Raw genomic sequence first — 19,185 nt, 5'->3', positions numbered from 1 at the left:
TGACCGATAAGCCATTGCTGTTGTGAAACCGGGCCTGCTTCGTGGGCAAACCCGTCTTGTAGGACAAAACCTCCAAGATCAGCGGGGCGTGCAGTATAAAAAGCTTCCTATAGGGGTTTTCACTCTATAAACCACAACATTTAGCGAGAACTCTCGGGAAAAGGGCGGTTTGCGGAGGGGCATTACCTGGTGAACGTAGGATTATTCGCCACTGAAACGGCGCGGAGTATTGCACAGCATTGGTGCATCGTCATGTCCCCTGCCGAAGTAGCGTTTACTCGGCAATGGCTCTAATACAGGCCTCTTAGGCAAAATCACCGCCGCCTCCCGGTAGCCGCTGGCGAAGCCTGCGTTCGGCTGCGAAGCAGTCGTCAATCCAGCCAACTCGATCTTCCTGCCACGTCGCGGTGGCTGACTTTGCGACTGCTTCGCAGCCGAACGCAGGCTTCGCCAGCTGCTACAGGGATCCTCTTGGATCCGGGGGGGGAAACCGCAACAACCTTGTTCACAATTTTTTCACCAACGCCAACCACCGACTAAGCTTCAGACAAGTCCGATCAATCTGCGTGAATGGATCAGTCGACTATGGGCGCTTTATGGCAAACCGATTCGAGTAAAACTGTGGTTCCGACTGAACGTGTGGATGAAGCGCCTTTACCTGAAAAATCTCGTCGTTCCCGGCACGGCTGGGGGGCATTCTGGTTGTTGTTGCTGATTATTCTGATCGTCGTGGGCCTGGCCGCAGCCAAGGAAATGCGCACCTCGAAACTTCAATCCCGGGAAGTCAGCAAGTACGCCGCAACCTTGAGTTACGAACTGAAACCCGGTCCCAGCGATGCCATTCGCTACCCCGGCGCGGGGCCTTTCGATCTGCGTCTGGGCTACAGCTCCCTGGATGAATTCCTGCCGCGGCTGATCAAGCGTGACTACGTGGTTGCGTCACAAACCCGCTTTTCGCAAAAACTGATGGACTACACCGACAAGGGCTTTTTCGTGCCCTACGCGGAGAAAATCCAGGCCGGGTTGTCGATCACCGATTGCCGTGCGGCGCCGCTGTACCAGTACAAATACCCACAACAACTGTATTCAAGTTTTGCGGCGATCCCTCCCGTGGTGGTCAGCAGTTTGCTGTTCATCGAAAACCGCTTTCTGCTCGACCCTCGCCAGCCCCGGGCCAACCCTGCCGTGGATTGGCCACGGTTCGGCATGGCGGCGTGGTCCCAGGTGGCCAAGATGTTGCACCTGCCGGGCCAGTCGGCGGGCGGCAGTACGCTGGCGACACAACTTGAGAAGTACCGCCACTCGCCCGATGGTTTGACGATCTCGGGCGCGGAAAAAATTCGCCAGATGATCTCCGCCAGCGTGCGTGCCTATCAGGCCGGGCCGGATACGCTGGAAGCGCGGCAAAACGTGGTGCGCGATTATCTCAACAGCGTGCCCCTGTCGGCCGTACCGGGCCATGGTGAAGTGCATGGCATGGCCGAAGGTTTGCGCGTCTGGTATGGCGCCGATTTCAACAAGGCCAACGAACGCCTGGCCAGCACCGAGACCGATCCGAAAAGTATGTCGGAAAAAGGTCTGGCCCTGCGTGAGATGCTGTCTTTGATGATTGCCCAGCGCCGCCCTTCCCACTACCTGACCAAGGGTCATGACGAACTGGCCGACCTCACCGACAGCCACCTGCGTCTACTGGCACAAAATGGCGTGATCGACGCGCCACTCGCGGCGGCGGCATTGGCCAGCAAGGTGACGTACCGCGACTGGGCAACCCAACCCACCCTCCAGCCGATCGAAACCAACAAGGGCATCAGCGTGGCGCGCAGTCGTCTGGGCGGGTTGCTCAATCGTCCGCTGTACGACCTCGACCGCCTCGACCTCTCGGCCACCAGCACCCTGCAAGGCGATTTGCAGTCCCAGGTCACCGAGTACCTCAAGCATCTGGCCGACCCGGCCTTTGCGACGCAGATCGGCTTGATGGGTGAACGCCTGCTCACCCCCACCAGCACCACTCAAGTGCGCTACAGCTTCACCCTGTTCGAGCTGACACCCGACGGCTCGCGGGTGCGGGTGCAGACCGACAGCACCGATCAGCCGTTCGACATCAACGAAGGCAGCAAACTGGAACTGGGCTCCACGGCGAAGATGCGCGTGCTGACCACTTACCTGCAGATCATCGCCGAGCTGCACGATAAATACGCAACGATGACCGTCCCGGAACTGAAGAAAGTCGATGTCCCGGATCAGGACCGCCTGAGCCGCTGGGCCGTCGATTATCTGATCCAGAACAAAGACCGCAACCTGCCGAACATGCTGAGTGCCGCGCTGGACCGCAAATATTCCGCCAGCCCCGGCGAAGCCTTTTTCACCGGTGGCGGGCTGCACACGTTCGTCAACTTTCGCAAGGAAGACAACGGTCGCATCCCGACGCTGCGCGATGCCTTGCGGGAGTCGATCAACCTGCCGTTCATTCGGCTGATGCGTGACCTGGTGCGCTACACCACCTATTCCGGACCCAACAACAGTGCCGAATTGCTCAAGGATGACCGCGACCCTCGGCGTCAGGAATACCTGGCCTCGTTCGCCGACCGCGAGGGCACTTCGTTCCTGCTCAAGTTCTGGAAGAAATACCGCAACAAGGACACCCAGGCGCGGCTCGAGACTTTCCTCGACGGCATGCGCCCGACACCGATTCGCATGGCCGCAGTGCATCGATATCTGCTGCCACAGGCCAGTCAGGAAAGCTTCAACAGCTTTGTGCGCGCGCACCTCAAAGGGGTCAAGCTCAACGAAAAACTCACCGACGAGCGCCTTGAGCGGCTCTATCTCGCCTATGGCCCTGGCAGCTACGACCTGCCGGACCAGGGGTTCATCGCCAAGGTCCACCCGCTGGACCTGTGGTTGATCGGCTATTTGTTGAACAACCCCGACGCCAAGTTCAGTCAGATCGTCAAGGCCAGCCAGTTCGAACGGCAGGAAGTCTATAGCTGGCTGTTCAAGAGCAAGCACAAAGGTGCACGCGACAGCCGCATCCGCACCATGCTGGAGATCGAAGCGTTCCTCGACATCCATCAGCGCTGGCAGAAAGTCGGCTATCCGTTCGATCACCTGGTGCCGTCGCTGGCCACCGCCATCGGCAGTTCCGGCGACCGCCCCGCTGCGTTGGCGGAATTGATCGGCACCATTCTCAACGACGGCGTGCGGATGCCGACACTGCGCATCGACAGTCTGCACTTCGCGGCGAACACGCCGTATGAAACCAAATTGATCAACGACCCGGATGTCGGCAAACGGGTGATGCCGTCCGAAGTCGCCACGGCCATGCGTGAAGCCTTGTCGCAGGTGGTGGATGCCGGTACGGCCAAACGTGTGTCTGGCAGTTTCACACTGCCGGATGGCAAACCCTTGTCCATGGGCGGTAAAACCGGGACCGGTGACAACCGTATCGAAGCGATCGGGTCGGGCGGGCGGATTCTGAGCTCGAAATCGATCAACCGGACGGCGACCTTCGTGTTCTACATCGGCGATACCCATTTTGGCACCTTGACCGCGTTCGTACCGGGGCGCACGGCCGAGGCGTTCAAGTTCACCTCGGCGTTGCCGGTGCAAGTGCTCAAGGGCATGGCGCCGATTCTCACGCCCTATCTGCAACCGGGGAGTAACACGCAGTGTCTGCCTGTCGAGGTGGCCCGGCGCTGATCTTTCCTCACCCTACTTCCGAATCCCAGATAACGGTGACCTGGCCTGAATAGTTTCGTGCAGTACCGGGCTTGAGCATCTCCTGCACCGCATCCCGAGCCACTTCGAAGTGAAGGGTGCCGGGTTTGCGATCCAGATAGAAGCCAGGCTGGAACAACTCGGTGCCGCTGCCATCGCGCCGCAATGGCCGCCTGCTGACAGACTGTCCCGTCCCATCCGTCAGGCCGCTGGGCAGGGTCACGCTGACCTCCAGTGGCACCGGATGGCCGGCGTTCGGCTCCCAAAGCGCGCAGGTGTTGCCGCTGACATACTGACACTCCAGGTTCATCTTGAAGCGACTGGATGCCGAGAGGTTGAACGTCTGATCGCGGAACAGGCGCACCGGTTTGCGTCCTTGAGTCAGCCAGGCCTGCCAGCCACCCTGCGGGACCAGTTCGACACGGTTGCCCCCGGGCGGAATGTCGACTTTCAAGGTGTGTTCGACGTCCAGGGTGAAATTCAGGGTGATCAAATCGTCGTCAGGCAACATGACGTCGCCCATGTCGAAGTCCCGGTGCGGCCCGACGGTGTAATTCAAAGTGCCCCTGTAGGTGCCCGTCGACATTTTCAGCGGGTTGGGCGTGATCAGCTCGTAGGAAAACCCGGTGTTCTCATAGGCAAACCGGTAGGCCTCGCCGATGTCTTTCTGCGCCTGTTTGGCGCACACACCCGCATTGGCCGGCACTCTCCAGAAAAACGCGTAGTACAGGGCAGTGCCATACCCCACGCCGCCAAAGAGACAAGGCGAAGGCGCATTGACCCACGAACTTTTCCAGACGCCGACAGGAAGTGGATCGATGATCGTGTAAGCCGCTCCGATGCCGTTTACCCGCATCCTGACAATCTCCGGCTCCCCGGTTTGCTCATGAGTGAGCGAGACATCCTTCCAATACGACGGCACTCGAAACATCGGCCCCTGACGCTCGTCATGCAATGCCGCAATGGCCGCGACCGACCGGAAACGAATGGGCAACGCGATACTGAACACACCCTCCTCGCAATACTCAGGATGGGCCCCACAATACCCACCCACAGGTGTTGTATTTTCGAAGGCGTTTTGCATGGGCTTCGCCGGATCCGGCCGGAACTTCGCCGTCATCTCGAGGGTTACCGCTTCTGCCGACGACGTGAATACGCCCACCAGCATCAGCGTACTCAATCGCTTTGCCACTCTTGCCCTGCTCATACTGCCAATACTCCCTGTTATCGCCTCTACAGTCGCCACTAAACCTCCGAATCCCAGATGACTGTCACGCTTCCCGCATACTGCCGTTGTTGTCCGGGCTTGATCATTTCGGCAACTTCATTGGCAGGGATTTCGAAATGCAAGGTGGCCGGTTTGCGATCCACGTAAAACCCCGGCAGAAACAACTCCGTGCCACTGCCATCAAGCCGTAATGGCCGGCGATTGACTGCTCGCCCGCCAGCATCCGTCAAACCATGGGGCAGGCTCACGCTGACGTTCAGCGGCACGGTGTGACCGGACAGCGGCTCGTGCAACGAGCAGGACTGGCCGTCCTGGCTGTATTGGCATTCCATCTGCATTTTAAAACGCGAACTGGCGGAAATATTGAAGGTCTGGTCGCGGAACAGGCGTGTCGGTCTTCGTCCTTGGGTCAGCCAGGATTGCCAGCCGCCCTGAGGCACCAGTTCGACTCGATTGCCGCCCGGTGGAACATCGACCTTAAGGGTGTGCTGGACGTCCAGTTCGAAGTTCAAGGTCAGGATCGAACTGCTGGGCTGCATGATATCGCCCATGTCGAAGTCCATCCCGGGGCCGAGCGTGTAGGTCAGATTTCCAACGTACTTTCCCGAGGACATGCCTAACGGGTTGGGGGTTACCAATTCATAGGCAAAATCAACGTACTGATAGTGCAGCCAGGGCACATTGAATTTGGCCTGCTTTTCACACGCCCCTTCAGTCGGAGTTTTCCAGAAAAACCCGTAGTAATACGCGCCGTATAAACCCACGCCACTGTAAAGACAGGGAGAGGGGGCGTACACCCAACTGCTGCCCCACAATTGATTGTGGGCAACTCGATAGTCGGTTCCTCCGCCCACCAAACTGATGACATCGTCTGTCACGAATTGGGAGCCGATACCAGCGATGCGAACCTTTACGGTTTCCGGTTCACCGGTTGTTTCATGGAGAACCGTCAATTCCCGCCACTGCGCCGGTACTTTTATCATCGCGCCCTTGCGTGGGTCCTCATGATTGGCAGCGATCGGCCCACTGGACTCGAACTGGACCGGCACCCGCAGGCTGAACATTTCGTTGTCCAGGCAGTCCTGGGGACGCGCGGCACAATAACCACTGAGCGGCGTGTCATTGATGAATTTATTGCGTTGCGGGTTCGCCGAATCCGGTTTGAACGAGGCCTGAATCGACACCTCCTCCGCCCAGGCAGATGACAGCCAACCCGAGAGCACAACAATCGCACCTGCACATCGCTGGAACACCTGAAAACGGTTCATTCCTTTAGCCTCGTAAAATCGGAATCAAGCATCCGGCATGACCGCGTTAAAGATCATGTTGACGCTGCCAAAATAATTGCCGGGCTTGTACACCCCATCGGCAGGCGGCATCGGGACGATTTCCAGCAAGACGCGTTTGCCTGCAGCTGCGTCGGTCAGGGAAACCACTTCGCTGTTCTCCTGCTCGCTCAGTAACTGGCCGTTGAACAGCACCCGCAAACCAATGTCATGGGCCTCGGTGCCGTTGGACAGGTACGGGCGGCCTTCAAGCCGGGCTTCAATCGAACCGGCCTCGTTCTTGACGTCGAAATACTTGCGCAAACCACCCAGCGTCGATGCCGTCAGATTCCACGGCAGTTGCTGCTCGCGATGGATCCAGCCGGGGTCGGCCGGGATGACGTAAAACGCCAATGTCGGGATGGTCACGAACACATCGAAACGGTGTTCCTCCCTGGCAGCAAAAACCGGCGTGGAGGACCACGCGGCGATGGTCGAGACAAGCACGAGGGTCAGTCTTTTGAACATAGTCATCACCCGGGGTTAACCCTTCACGTCCAGTTTTTTGTTGCTTTCACCTTCAACCAGGGTGAAGCGGTATTCGCGACCGGCCTGTTTCTCGAACTGAAAAGTCCGGCCGGCAAGGATGTGATGCTTGGTCGTCGGCTGGCAGTCCTGCTCGCTTTTAACCGAGCAGTCCTTGAACTCATCGATCACCACCACGGTGTTGCCGTTGTTGCGGATTCGATAGGTGCTCGCGCTGTTTTCAATCGCACTGTCGAAACGTGCGTCTTTGGGTCGCACGAAAAATACCGCGCCGTAACCGGCCAGCACGGTAACCCCGGCGGCCAACTCCTTTTTGTAGTCTTCGCGCTCCTCGCTGGAGACGGCGAATTCATCTTCTTTCTCGGGCACCACCGGTACGAACCGCACCCGGAAATAGCGCTCCCTGTCTCGCTCGCCCATGTACAACAGTCGCGTGCCCTGCATGCCGTTGGCCGGTACGATCAGCCGCGCCGGGCTGGCCATCAAGCCATCACGGGCGCTGCCATCGGCCTGGGTCTTGAGCGGCACTTCCTGTGATTTGCCGTCGGCGTCATAGAGAATCTCGAGAATGTTGACCTTCACAAATGCGGTGCTGTCGCCGCCATTGAAAACCCGTTTCAGGTAGGTGCTTTTGTCGCCGTCCAGGTAGTCGTAGACGGTGCCGATATTGATACTCGGCGCGGTGTAAGCGGTCTGGGTGAACAAACAAAAACCAAATAGTGCCAACAGGCGTTTCATGTTCCTGTACCTCATTGATTGAATGCAGCAGTCATGCAATTAACTAAATTTCCGAATCCCAGATAACTGACACGCTTCCCGAATACTGGCGTGACTGTCCCGGACGAATCATTTCTGGCACCTCGCTTGAAGGTATTTCGAAGTGCAGCGTTCCCGGTTTCCGATCTACATAAAAACTCGGCTGAAAAGGTTCGGATCCACCGCTGCCAGACAATAAGCGCCGCCGATTGACAGGCCGCCCGCCAGCGTCCGTCAAACCGTAGGGCAGACTGACGCTGATATTTAACGGCACGAAATGACCCGATGACGGGTTACTCAACGAACAGGTATTACCGTCCTGGCTGTACTGACACTCCAGCTGCATTTTGAAACGCGAACTGGAGGAAATATTGAAGGTCTGGTCGCGAAACAGCCGCGTCGGTTTGCGCCCTTGTTGCAGCCAGGACTGCCACCCCCCCTGGGGAACCAGTTCAACGCGATTGCCACCCGGCGGAACATCAACTTTCAGTGTGTGTTTCACGTCGAGGATAAAGTTTAAAGTCAGCGACGAACTGTCGGGCAACATGACATCACCCATATCAAAATCCCCGCCAGGGCCCACAGAATAGGTCAAGGCTCCAACATATTGCCCGGTGGACATCGTTAACGGATTGGGGGTTTTAAGTTGATAGGCGAACTGAAAGTTTGAATACCGGAAGCTTGGAATGGTGAAAAGTGGCCGCTTGATGCATACACCACCCTCCGGGACTTTCCAGAAGGAAGCAAACACTGTGGCGCTTCCACGGCCCGGACCTGTTCCAACACAGGGTGCCTGAGGGTATGTCCAACTGTTCCCCTTCCACAAAGCATTGTGATTACCGCCTCCGGTAAGCTGCTCTACGGGCACCGGCAGGTAATACGAAGTACCTACGCCCATTACTCGCAACTCTACGATCTCGGTTTCTCCAGTTGCCGCATGCGTTACTGGAACACGCCGCCAATCGAAGGGCACAACAAACATTGAATTTTTTCGTGGGTTATCTTCATCGGGAACAAGTGCAGTCTGCGAATAAAAGTTAACGGGCACACTCAGACTGAAGATACCCATCCCTTCACAGTCGACGTTTACCCCGTCACAGTAGCCGCTACTTTCAGTCTTGTTGACAAACTCATTATGTCGAGGATTGGACGGATCAGGATTGAACTCTGCGTTAATATCCATCGAAACAGCACTGGCTCCGACGGGGTAAAGCATACAAAATGAAATTAACAGCGTTGTAAGCGCTGCAACTTCCGTTACCCCTGTAAACTTGATCATATTGAATCCTCTGATACTGACCATCAAGTTGCCGGCGTCGCAGTATTAGTTACCTCGGCCAACGTATCCGGCGTGCAGCGCAAATCACCGATCATCAGCACGTTGTTTTCAGTGCGCCCACTGCTCGGGTCGAGGCGGAACTGGCACAGCAACTGATTGCCGTGACGCACTTCCAGGGTCGGCGAACCGGCGTTCATTTCCATGGAGAAGAAACCGTCCACTTCACTCACACCACGGCTGGCGTGGTTAATGATGTGGTGGCCCTTGAGTGGGTTGCCTTGGGGGTCGATCAGGCGACCGAGCACGGTGAGCGTTCTCATCACCCGTATCTGGCGATACTCCACGCCGCCCTTGTTCAGGTGATAGCTGGAGCGCGACGGTTGAATGGTCGCGGCGGGGACATGATTGCCCTCGAAATCGAAACTGACGGAGCTGCTTTTGTACGCCGTGATAGGCACGAAATTGCGCCCTGGCTTGAGCACCGCACTGCCACCGCTCAAGTCATCGGCGCGCAGGGCAATGTCTTCGATGTCCGATTCCACGTCGATGATCATGCCGGCACCGTCGCGGTGGTACTGGCTGGTCATGACCATTTTCTGTCCACCGACCGCTACGGTGCTGTCCAGGTTCAGGCCACCGGTGAAGTCATTGTTATAGGACGAGCGCTGGATAAAACCGTCGCCGTTGACCAGGTCCGATTGCATCGTTGCCATCGCGTTCATCCCGACGCCGTAGGTATCGGTGATGGCCGTGGCCGAAACGCTTTGCAAGATGTGATCCTGCAAGTCTTTGCGGTAAGTGATCGAGGCATTATTGTCCCGACCGCCATCGCGTGCAGTGCGCGAGCCGATGCTGCCGGAGATTTGTTCACCCGGCCCGCCCAGTGCGATGTTGATGCTCAAGTCGATACCACGATTGCGGTCGTCCCCCGAGCTGAAGCTGCCCGGCCGGTCGAACAGTGACAAGCGCCAGTTGGCGTCGCTGCCAAACAGCTGTGTGCGCTGGGTCCAGCCGAGGTCCACACCCGTGCCTTCGGTGTTGCCCTCGCTGTGGGATACCCGGGCGTTGATCGAGCTTTTGCTGGTGAGTCGATGGTTGATCGACAATGACGAGTTGCTGGTCTGGCCAATAAATACGTTGCGCTGTCGCACCCGTGTGCCATCGGGCAGCGTGTCATAGAGCCGGGTGGTGTCGAGCCAGCTGCGGTTATGGCTGGCGACGATGCTGCCGCGGCCATAGGAATACAGCCCCTGCACATCAAGACCGGTGCCGTAGTCTTCAGTCTTGTAAACGTTGGCATACAGGCTGGCGTTGTTGACGATGGCCCAGTCGACGGACGTGCCGTATTGCAGACTGTCGCGTACTTGCCGGCCGGACAAACCCAGGATCACGCGCGGGTGCAGCAGGAAGTTGAATGCGGCGCCGGCGGTCATGTCGCCATCGGCTTGCGCTTCCCAATTGCTGAGCAGTTTCGATTCGCGACCGGCGAACAGGTTGTAGCGCCAGCGTTCGTCATGGTTGCGCCAGTTATTCGGTTTGTAGACCAGTTCCTGGGTGCTGGAGGTGATTTGACCGTCCTCGATCAATCGCACTTCCACTTCATAGATGCCGCCCGGCAGCGGCCGGGTATCCAGGGTTTGCAACCCGGCCGGCACCGCCTGAGTGTTGATCAACAAGCCGTCGCGGTAGATTTCCACCGAGCCCTGGCGATTGGCCGTGACATAGATTGGATACACCGCCGGTTTCGGGTTGTTGATCGCCAAGCTGTCAGAGCTGCCGTACATGACGCCCAGCGCCGTGTCGGGGCTTGCGCCAAAGGTACGCGGCTGACGCGTCAGCCCTTCGGACGTCGGGGTGAAGTAACCCAGGCGCATAAAGTTGCCTTGCAGTTCGCGCTGGGTGAAGAGTTCATGCACGGCGTGATAGGTCTTGTTGTCCATGCCGCCCAGCCGGGACAGCTGCATATTCACGGCTTGCGTCCAGTTGCCCAGGCTGCTGCTGGCTTCCAGGCCATATCGCCCGCCAAGATCCTGGTTCTGGCCACCGTTGAGGTTCAGCTGGTTACGCACGATCAACCCGGTGCTACCGTTTTCGGGCAGTGCGTAGTAACGCTGCTCCTGTAAGTCGCGCTCGGCATTTTCCGTAAGGATCGACACCAGTGAGTTTTCAAGGCTGTAATGCACAGCCAGCAGTTGTTCCGGGCACTTTGCCTGGCAGCTGCCCAGTGCGACGCCTTGTTTCAAATAGTTCGCCCAGGTGTCGCGTTCGCTGGGCTTGATCGAGCTGTCGCTGACATCGTTGAATTCAACTAAGGTGATGCGATCGTCGCGAGTTAATACCACCATCGCTTCACCGAGAAACTGTTGGTCAAGTTCCACACGCACTGCCAACGGCACATCAAAAAAATGCTCTTCGAATTCGGTCGGCAAACCTTTGGCCTGCGCCAGCAAACTTCGAGGTGTATGACCATTATCCGCTGGCGTAGCGAGGGCCGCTGCGCAGAAAAAAAGCGCAAGCGCCGTCGCGATGGGAGTCATCGGGAACATGAACGAAATACTCTGAAAATAAATACGTTGAAACCCGATCGACAGGTAGTGATTACCCATCGACCGGTAGGCGTTGACGAAGAGGGACAAGCCTTAATTCATGACCTGTTACGGGATGCGCGGGATGGCATCGAAGATTACGACCGGATTGGCCGTGTACAGGCCCGTTTGAGCGGCAGTGGGTTTGGCCGCAGCAATCACCAGATCAGCCCGCATGCCCCCGTTGGACTCGGTATCGCCAACCACTTCTTGAGAAACACCGGTCAAGGTTACGCCGTTGAAAGAGTAAGTCAGCGCGATGTTGTTGGCACCGTTGAACAGGGGTTGCGGCCCGCCTTCCACATAAGCACCGACCGAACCATTGGTGTGTCGGATATCGTAAGTCGCACGCAACGGATTCAAGGTGCCAGCCACCAGGTTGTAGGCCATTTTTTCATCTTTACCGAAGTCAGGATTCACCGGTTGGGCGTGGAATACCTGGGTTGGGATAGTAGCGCTGATGTTGATCGACGTGCGCGCTTCTTCCGCAGCGAACGCCACCGAAGAACTCAGTGCCAGGAGGGTCATCGGAACGGCGATTGCAAACTTCTTGAACATTGTTGAGTACCTGTTTTTTTTCAAAGGATTGGTCCGTAGAAAGTCTTTACAAGCCGGGCCAGACACCAGGGTGATGGCGTTTTGGCTTAACTTTCGACGCCGGAGCATGATCGACCAATCTCTTGAGAAAGTAAGTACGTAACTTCCTAAGAACATGTAGTTACAACGGCCCATAGGAACGACGAAAAATATCACAAAAACAATAATTCGCTTGTTCAGCCGTCAGAGAAATACTACACACAGTTTTAATATAAAAAGAACACAGATATCGCTTAACAGAACTTCCGTAAGACCAATACTACTCACCCGACAACAAGCGTCTATTGATAAACAGTAGAACCTTTAAATTAGTTCAATCACTCTAAAATAGAAACCTTCTTTACCCGAAGCCGTTCATTTACGCAGGGAGCGTCGGCCCCTGCCTCCTCGACCGTTGGTCGTGACCCCTTGCCTTCTCATTAAGATATATCTTAAGTTGTATCTAAACACGACAGAGAGAAGGAACAATGAGAGACCATCATTCCCCCCACCGCGAACACGGCGACGGCCGAGACGGCTTCGAAAAACGCCCCGGTCGTGAACGCGGCGGTCGCGGCCCGCGAGTATTTGCCCCCGGCGACCTGAAATTGCTGTTGCTGGCACTGATCGCCGAACAGCCTTGCCATGGCTACGACCTGATCCGCCAGATCGAAGGCATGTTCGACGGCGCCTACAGCCCCAGCCCCGGCGTGATCTACCCGACCCTGACCTTTCTGGAGGAAAGCGAAATGATTCAGGGCGATGCCGAAGGCGGTAAAAAGCGCTACAGCGTGACCGACGCTGGACGCCTGTCCCTGAGCGAACAAGCGATTGCCCTGGACGGCGTGCGCATGCGCATCGATGTCAGCAAACGCTCATTGCGTGGCCATGATCGCCCGCCTGAAATCCATGAAGCGGTGCATAACTTGCGTCATGCGTTGCAACTGCACCACGGTCGCTGGAGCCCCGAAGAAATCCAGCGCGTCAGCACGCTGCTCAACGACACCGCCAAAGCCATCGTCGATGGCCCTCTGGTTCAACCCGCTCAGGAGAAAGCCGAATGACTGAAGTGATCGTGCAAACCATTCACCGTGTGATGCATGAAATCAAACGCCGTCGGCTGGAAGTCTTGCGGGTGGTCGACCTGACCCCGCGGATGCGCCGAATCACGTTGGGCGGCCCTGAGCTGGCAGGCTTTGTCAGTCTGGGAACCGACGACCACGTCAAACTGCTTTTCCCACAGAACGCGGCGGAACAGGCGGCACTGGAAACGCTGGTACTCGGGGCCGGCAAAGACGGCGGCCCGATGCCGGCAATGCGCGACTACACGCCGCGCCGCTATGACCTGGACACACTGGAACTGGACATCGACTTCGTGCTGCACGGCGACGGTCCTGCCTCGACCTGGGCCGAACAGGCTAAACCGGGGCAGTTCCTGCACATCGGCGGGCCACGGGGATCGATGATCGTGCCGGACATCTTCGACAGCTATTTGCTGATTGGTGACGAAACCGCCCTGCCCGCGATCGCGCGACGGCTGGAAGGTCTGGCGGCCAATCGCCGGGCATTGGTAGTCGTCGAAGTGGAGAACGGTGCCGAGCAGCAAAAGCTCGAAAGCCCGGCGCAGGTCAATGTGATCTGGGTGTTGCGCGAGGGTGGCAGGAACAACCTGCTGACCACCGTGAAACAGTTGCAGGTGCCCGGCGGCGATCTGTACGCCTGGGTAGCGACCGAGACCAAGGTGTCACGGCAGATTCGTCGGGTGTTGCTCGATGAGCACGGCCTGAACGACCAGTTCGTCAAAGCCGTTGGCTACTGGCGGCTGGATGACAGCGACGACGAGTGACAGCCTTCAGGACCTCATCGCGAGCAAGCTCACTCCCACATTTGACCGGTGTGAACGCACGCCAACCATCCAATGTGGGAGCGAGCCTGCTCGCGATTGCGATGTCACAAACACTACAAATCCAAACCCTGGCCACGACGCCCGCGCCACCGATCCAACCCGACCACCAACACCGCAATCACCACAAACCCCGCCAATAGCCCCCCGGCATTGATCAACACCTGTGGATAACCCAGCTTGTCGACATCAATGAACGGATACGGATAAGCGGCCAGCAAATGCCCGCGCAGCAGCGCATAGGCAAAGTACACCAGCGGATAGATCACCCACAGCGCGATGTGGTGCAGACGCAACGTGCCCTTGGGCACCCAGCAAAACCACCAGGCCAGAAACAGCAGCGGCATGACGTCATGCATCAGCTCATCGGCCAGCCATTGCCAGCCTTCGGGATGCCATAAATGGCGCAACAACAAGTTGTACGCCAGGCCGACCACGACGATGCTCACGGCCACCCCACTGCTCACCCATGGCTGCAAAAACCAGCGTCGCGCCGCCGATTCGCGGGACGTCAGTTCACAGGTCAGCACTGTCGCCACCAGCGTGTTGGTCAGCACGGTGAAATAACTGAAGAAACTCACCAGCCCTCCCAGCAGACTGGCTTCCAGCGTCCAGCGTGAATAGAAAATCAGGTACAGCTGGATGCTCAACCCCACCCAGCCAAGCACCGCAGCCACAGCGACAACACGACGCCTCGCGGCAGAACCTGGCGTCGATTGGGCGAGCATGCTCAGACCGGGCGCTTGGTGCGCATCAACTTCACGTACAAGCGTTCGACCTTCTCCCGCGCCCACGGGGTTTTGCGCAGGAATGTCAGGCTCGACTTGATGCTCGGATCACTCTTGAAGCAGCGGATATCGATGCGCTCGGCCAGCCCCGACCATTCGTAGTGCTCAACCAGGGCGTTGAGGATCTGTTCCAGCGTCACGCCGTGCAGCGGGTTGTTGTTCTGTTCGGTCATGCCGGGCCTTCAAGCGAGGAAAGAATTGGAAGCCGCGCACCTTAGCCGAGGGCTTCGTTGGGGGGAAGCGATCTGTGTGCGGTCAGTTAAATGTAGGTGAATCGTAAAAGATCGCAGCCTCGTTTCACTCGACAGCTCCTACATTGGAATGCGTTCACCTGTAGGAGCTGTCGAGTGAAACGAGGCTGCGATCTTTTCCCATGAACTGTTACCGAATACGAAAGAATTCATGTCGTTAAAAGGTCTTTCTCTATTTGTAACAGAACATTATCCTTGCACCCGCCCTGCTGAAACGCTTCCGCACTTGCTTCATTCCTGCTGCTTTCAGTTCATTCCCCAGAAAAAGATCAAGAATTCCTTCTCTATGCCTGATTGCCAAACCTCGCGAGACAGCGCTGTCTTCATGCCTGTTGCCCGCCGGAAAACCTTGAACCTGATCGGCGGATTCACCGCGTTGGGCCTCGCTACTTGCACCCAGGCGGCCCCGGCCTTCGACAGCAACTCGCCGTGGATGCTTGGCGACTGGAACGGCACGCGCACCGAACTTTCGGAAAAAGGCTACGACTTCAAAGTCGATTACACCGGTGAAATGGGCAGCAATCTGCACGGCGGCTACGACCACGATCGCACGGCCCGCTACAGCGACCAGTTTGGCCTCGGCACCCACCTGGACTTGCAGAAGATCCTCGGCTGGGACGACGCCGAATTTCAGCTGACCATCACCGAGCGCAACGGCAACAACATCAGCAACGACCGCATCAACGATCCACGGGTTGGCGGCTTCACTTCTGCCCAGGAAGTCTGGGGTCGCGGGCAAACCTGGCGCCTGACGCAGATGTGGTATCAGCAGAAATTTTTCGATCAGAAGCTCGACATCAAGGTCGGCCGCTTCGGTGAAGGCGAAGACTTCAACAGCTTTCCCTGCGACTTCCAGAACCTGGCGTTCTGTGGTTCCCAGGTCGGCAACTGGGTCGGTGGCATCTGGTACAACTGGCCAGTCAGCCAGTGGGCGATGCGGGTCAAATATCACCTCACGCCGGAGCTGTACGCACAGGTTGGCGCTTATGAACAAAACCCGTCGAACCTTGATCGCGGCAACGGTTTCAAACTCAGCGGCAGCGGTACCCAAGGTGCGATTTTGCCGGTGGAACTGGTCTGGGCGCCGAAACTCAATGGCCTGCCAGGCGAATACCGCGCCGGTTATTACTACAGCAACGCCAACGCCACCGATGCCTACAAGGACAACAACGGCGAACCGGCCGCCCTGAGTGGCGAGGCTTACCGCAGCGCGTCGAGCAAGCACGGTGTGTGGCTCGGCATTCAGCAACAACTGACCAGCCGCGCCAGCGACAACTCCCGTGGCCTGAGTGTGTTCGCCAACGGCACGATGCACGACAAGAAGACCAACGCCATCGACAACTATGTCCAGGCTGGCGTCGTCTACAAAGGCCTGTTCGATGCCCGGGCCAAGGATGACCTCGGCTTTGCCATGGCTCGCGTTCACGTCAATCCGGCCTACCGCAAGAACGCCGAGGCGACCAATCAGGCCCGCGCAGTCTATGACTTCGACGACCCGTCCTTCCTGCCGCCGCAAGACACCGAATACAGCGCCGAACTCTATTACGGCGTGCACGTCACGAACTGGCTGACCGTGCGCCCGAACCTGCAATACATCCGCCACCCCGGTGGCGTGGACAAGGTCGATGACGCGCTGATTGGCGGGATCAAGGTCCAGTCGTCGTTCTAACAATCACCACAAAAACCTGTGGGAGCGAGCCTGCTCGCGAATAGGCCATCACAGCCAACATCAACGTTGCCTGACACACCGCTTTCGCGAGCAGGCTCGCTCCCACAAGGCATTGCATCAACCGAACCACTTTTAACTGAACCCTGCCCGCACAGGATCGTCATCTACAGTGAACTTGCGCGGGACTACTTAAACGTCACGGAGAACCACACTATGAGCACTGATGGTGCTTTGAGTCGAAGCCGTCTGCTGCCGAGCCTGCTCGGCATTCTGCTTCTGCTAATGGGCCTGGCCATGCTGGCCGGGGGGATCAAGCTGAGCATGCTCGGCGGCTCGCTGTACTACCTGCTGGCCGGTATCGGCCTGGCACTGAGCGGCGTGCTGCTGATTGCCGCCCGCCGCGCTGCACTGGGCCTCTACGCGCTGGTGCTGTTCGCCAGTACCGTGTGGGCCTTGTGGGAAGTCGGCCTCGATTGGTGGCAACTGGTGCCGCGTCTGGCCATGTTGTTTGCGCTGGGCATCGTCATGTTGCTGCCGTGGTTCCGCCGTCCACTGTTGCGCACCGGCCCTTCGCCGATGGGCACTGGCGCGCTGAGCGTGGCGGTGCTGCTGGCGGGCGTGACGGCACTGGCCAGCCAGTTCACCAACCCCGGTGAAATCAAAGGCCAACTGGACCGCGACAGCGTGCCAGGCATGACCAACACCGCCCCGGCCATGCCTGACGGTGACTGGAACTCCTACGGTCGCAGCGCTCACGGTGATCGTTACTCGCCACTGGCGCAGATCACCCCGCAAAACGTGAACAAACTGGTACCGGCCTGGACCTACCGCACCGGCGACCTGCCGGGGCCGAACGACCCGGGCGAAACCACCGCCGAAAACACCCCGCTGAAAGTCAACGGCATGCTCTACGTGTGCACGCCGCACAGCCAGGTGATTGCCCTGGACCCGGACACCGGCAAGGAAATCTGGCGTTTCGATCCGAAGCTCTCCACGCAAAACGCGGCGAACTTCAAGGGTTGGGCGCACATGACCTGCCGTGGCGTGACCTATCACGATGATGCCGTCTACACCTCCGAACAGAGCCCGACCGGCAGCGCCAGCCCCGCGCCGGTCAGCACCGTTTGCCCACGTCGCATCTTCCTGCCGACTGCCGACACTCGCCTGATCGCCCTCGACGCCGACACCGGCAAGATGTGCGAAGACTTCGGCGACAAAGGCCAGGTCGACCTGCGCGCCAACATCGGCGGCTTCACCGCCGGCGGTTACTACTCCACGTCGCCACCGGCCGTGACCAAAGACCTGGTGGTGATCGGTGGCCACGTCACCGACAACGTCTCCACCGACGAGCCAAGCGGCGTGATCCGCGCGTTCGACGTGCACACCGGCAAACTGGTGTGGAACTGGGACAGCGGCAACCCGGACGACACCACGCCGATTGCCGAAGGCAAGGTCTATACCCGCAACTCGCCGAACATGTGGTCCATGTTCGCCGTCGACGAAAAACTCGGCATGCTCTACCTGCCGATGGGCAACCAGACCCCGGACCAGTTCGGCGGCGCTCGCACGCCAGAATCGGAACTGCACGCCGCCGGCCTGACCGCCCTCGACATCGGCACCGGTAAAGTGCGCTGGCACTTCCAGTTCACCCACCATGACCTGTGGGACATGGACGTCGGTGGCCAGCCAACCCTGATGGACCTGAAAACCGCAGACGGCGTGAAGCCAGCAGTGCTTGCGTCCACCAAGCAAGGCAGCATCTACGTGCTGGACCGCAGCACTGGCCAGGCGATCGTGCCGATCAACGAAGTGCCGGTTCCGCAAGGCGCTGTCGAAGGCGATCACACCTCACCGAGCCAACCGAAATCCGACCTCAACCTGATGCCTCCGCCGCTGCAGGAACGCGACATGTGGGGCGTCACTCCGTTCGACCAGCTGATCTGCCGGATCGACTTCAAATCCATGCGCTATGACGGCCCGTTCACCCCGCCATCGCTGCAAGGTTCGATCGTTTATCCAGGCAACTTCGGTGTGTTCGACTGGGGCGGTATCTCGGTTGACCCGGTGCGTCAGATCGCGTTCGTGAACCCGAGCTACATGGCGTTCAAATCGAAAATGATCCCGGCCGCCGAAATCGCTGCCCAAGGCCCGCGCAAAAGCGAAACCGAAGGCGTGCAGCCAAACAAAGGCGCGCCCTACGGCGTGGTCCTCGAAGCGCTGCTGTCGCCAATGGGCCTGCCGTGCCAGGCGCCAGCCTGGGGTTACGTGGCCGCGATCGACCTGACCACCAGCAAAACCCTCTGGAAGCACAAGAACGGCACCGTGCGCGACAGCTCACCGGTTCCGATCCCGCTGAGCATGGGCGTTCCTAGCCTGGGCGGCACGTTCACCACCGCCGGTGGCGTGGGCTTCCTGAGCGGCACCCTCGACCAGTACCTGCGCGCCTACGACGTGAAAAATGGCAAGCAGTTATGGGAAGGTCGCCTGCCAGCCGGCGCGCAAACCACGCCGATGACCTACACCGGCAAGGACGGCAAGCAATACGTGCTGGTCGTTGCGGGGGGCCATGGTTCGCTGGGCACCCAGCAAGGTGACTATGTGATCGCGTACAAACTGTCGGAATAA

Annotated in this window: 14 protein-coding genes; 5 read left to right on the top strand and 9 right to left on the bottom strand. The window is 58.4% G+C overall.

The genetic code is table 11. From position 1 onward, the window contains the following. Positions 1–585 precede the first annotated feature (585 nt). On the top strand, positions 586–3,696 hold the full coding sequence (locus tag ACYZUD_RS29625; RefSeq protein ID WP_462021373.1) for a transglycosylase domain-containing protein: 3,111 nt from the start codon (positions 586–588) through the stop codon (positions 3,694–3,696). A 7-nt stretch (positions 3,697–3,703) separates the two neighbouring features. Here the strand turns inward: ACYZUD_RS29625 and ACYZUD_RS29620 are convergent, their stop codons facing one another. From ACYZUD_RS29620 to ACYZUD_RS29590, 7 genes are all read right to left on the bottom strand, one after another. Further along, positions 3,704–4,921 carry a hypothetical protein gene (locus ACYZUD_RS29620; RefSeq protein WP_462021372.1) on the bottom strand — a complete coding sequence of 406 codons (1,218 nt, stop codon included), beginning with the start codon at positions 4,919–4,921 and terminating at the stop codon, positions 3,704–3,706. A gap of 38 nt (positions 4,922–4,959) precedes the next feature. Further along, on the bottom strand, positions 4,960–6,210 hold the full coding sequence (locus ACYZUD_RS29615; RefSeq protein ID WP_462021371.1) for a hypothetical protein: 1,251 nt from the start codon (positions 6,208–6,210) through the stop codon (positions 4,960–4,962). Between the two features lie 24 nt (positions 6,211–6,234). Then, the gene (locus tag ACYZUD_RS29610) at positions 6,235–6,735 is read right to left on the bottom strand and encodes a CS1 type fimbrial major subunit (RefSeq protein WP_462021370.1); all 501 of its coding nucleotides are present in this window, start codon (positions 6,733–6,735) and stop codon (positions 6,235–6,237) included. 15 nt (positions 6,736–6,750) lie between these two features. Next, positions 6,751–7,491 carry a molecular chaperone gene (locus ACYZUD_RS29605; protein ID WP_462021369.1) on the bottom strand — a complete coding sequence of 247 codons (741 nt, stop codon included), beginning with the start codon at positions 7,489–7,491 and terminating at the stop codon, positions 6,751–6,753. A gap of 43 nt (positions 7,492–7,534) precedes the next feature. Then, a complete protein-coding gene (locus ACYZUD_RS29600) occupies positions 7,535–8,788 on the bottom strand; it encodes a hypothetical protein (protein WP_462021368.1) in 1,254 nt (417 codons plus the stop codon). A gap of 23 nt (positions 8,789–8,811) precedes the next feature. Further along, positions 8,812–11,334 (bottom strand): TcfC E-set like domain-containing protein, encoded by a 2,523-nt coding sequence (locus tag ACYZUD_RS29595; protein WP_462025132.1) that lies wholly within the window; start codon positions 11,332–11,334, stop codon positions 8,812–8,814. 108 nt (positions 11,335–11,442) lie between these two features. After that, the gene (locus ACYZUD_RS29590; RefSeq protein ID WP_462021367.1) at positions 11,443–11,931 is read right to left on the bottom strand and encodes a CS1 type fimbrial major subunit; all 489 of its coding nucleotides are present in this window, start codon (positions 11,929–11,931) and stop codon (positions 11,443–11,445) included. Positions 11,932–12,437: 506 nt separating this feature from the next. Here ACYZUD_RS29590 and ACYZUD_RS29585 point away from each other — a divergent pair. Together ACYZUD_RS29585 and ACYZUD_RS29580 are read left to right on the top strand one after the other, a co-directional pair. Continuing rightward, positions 12,438–13,013: a PadR family transcriptional regulator gene (locus ACYZUD_RS29585; protein WP_462021366.1), complete on the top strand. Its 576-nt coding sequence runs from the start codon at positions 12,438–12,440 to the stop codon at positions 13,011–13,013. Further along, complete coding sequence (locus ACYZUD_RS29580; protein ID WP_462021365.1) at positions 13,010–13,795, top strand: siderophore-interacting protein; 786 nt, start codon at positions 13,010–13,012, stop codon at positions 13,793–13,795. Before ACYZUD_RS29585 ends, ACYZUD_RS29580 begins: the two co-directional genes overlap by 4 nt. 113 nt (positions 13,796–13,908) lie before the next feature. Here the strand turns inward: ACYZUD_RS29580 and ACYZUD_RS29575 are convergent, their stop codons facing one another. Then, complete coding sequence (locus ACYZUD_RS29575) at positions 13,909–14,580, bottom strand: Pr6Pr family membrane protein (RefSeq protein ID WP_462021364.1); 672 nt, start codon at positions 14,578–14,580, stop codon at positions 13,909–13,911. 2 nt (positions 14,581–14,582) lie between these two features. Next, entirely contained in the window at positions 14,583–14,813 is a 231-nt protein-coding gene (locus ACYZUD_RS29570) for a VF530 family protein (RefSeq protein ID WP_007944895.1), read from the bottom strand. Between the two features lie 364 nt (positions 14,814–15,177). Here ACYZUD_RS29570 and ACYZUD_RS29565 point away from each other — a divergent pair, with 364 nt between their 5' ends. Both ACYZUD_RS29565 and ACYZUD_RS29560 read left to right on the top strand, forming a co-directional pair. Then, the gene (locus ACYZUD_RS29565; protein WP_462021363.1) at positions 15,178–16,560 is read left to right on the top strand and encodes a carbohydrate porin; all 1,383 of its coding nucleotides are present in this window, start codon (positions 15,178–15,180) and stop codon (positions 16,558–16,560) included. A gap of 213 nt (positions 16,561–16,773) precedes the next feature. After that, positions 16,774–19,185, top strand: a complete 2,412-nt coding sequence (locus tag ACYZUD_RS29560; protein ID WP_462021362.1) for a glucose/quinate/shikimate family membrane-bound PQQ-dependent dehydrogenase — start codon at positions 16,774–16,776, stop codon at positions 19,183–19,185.

It is taken from the genome of Pseudomonas sp. XS1P51, assembly GCF_054897845.1.
The sequence above is the reverse complement of the archived record's forward strand: the minus strand, read 5'-3'. Positions and strand labels throughout refer to the sequence as shown.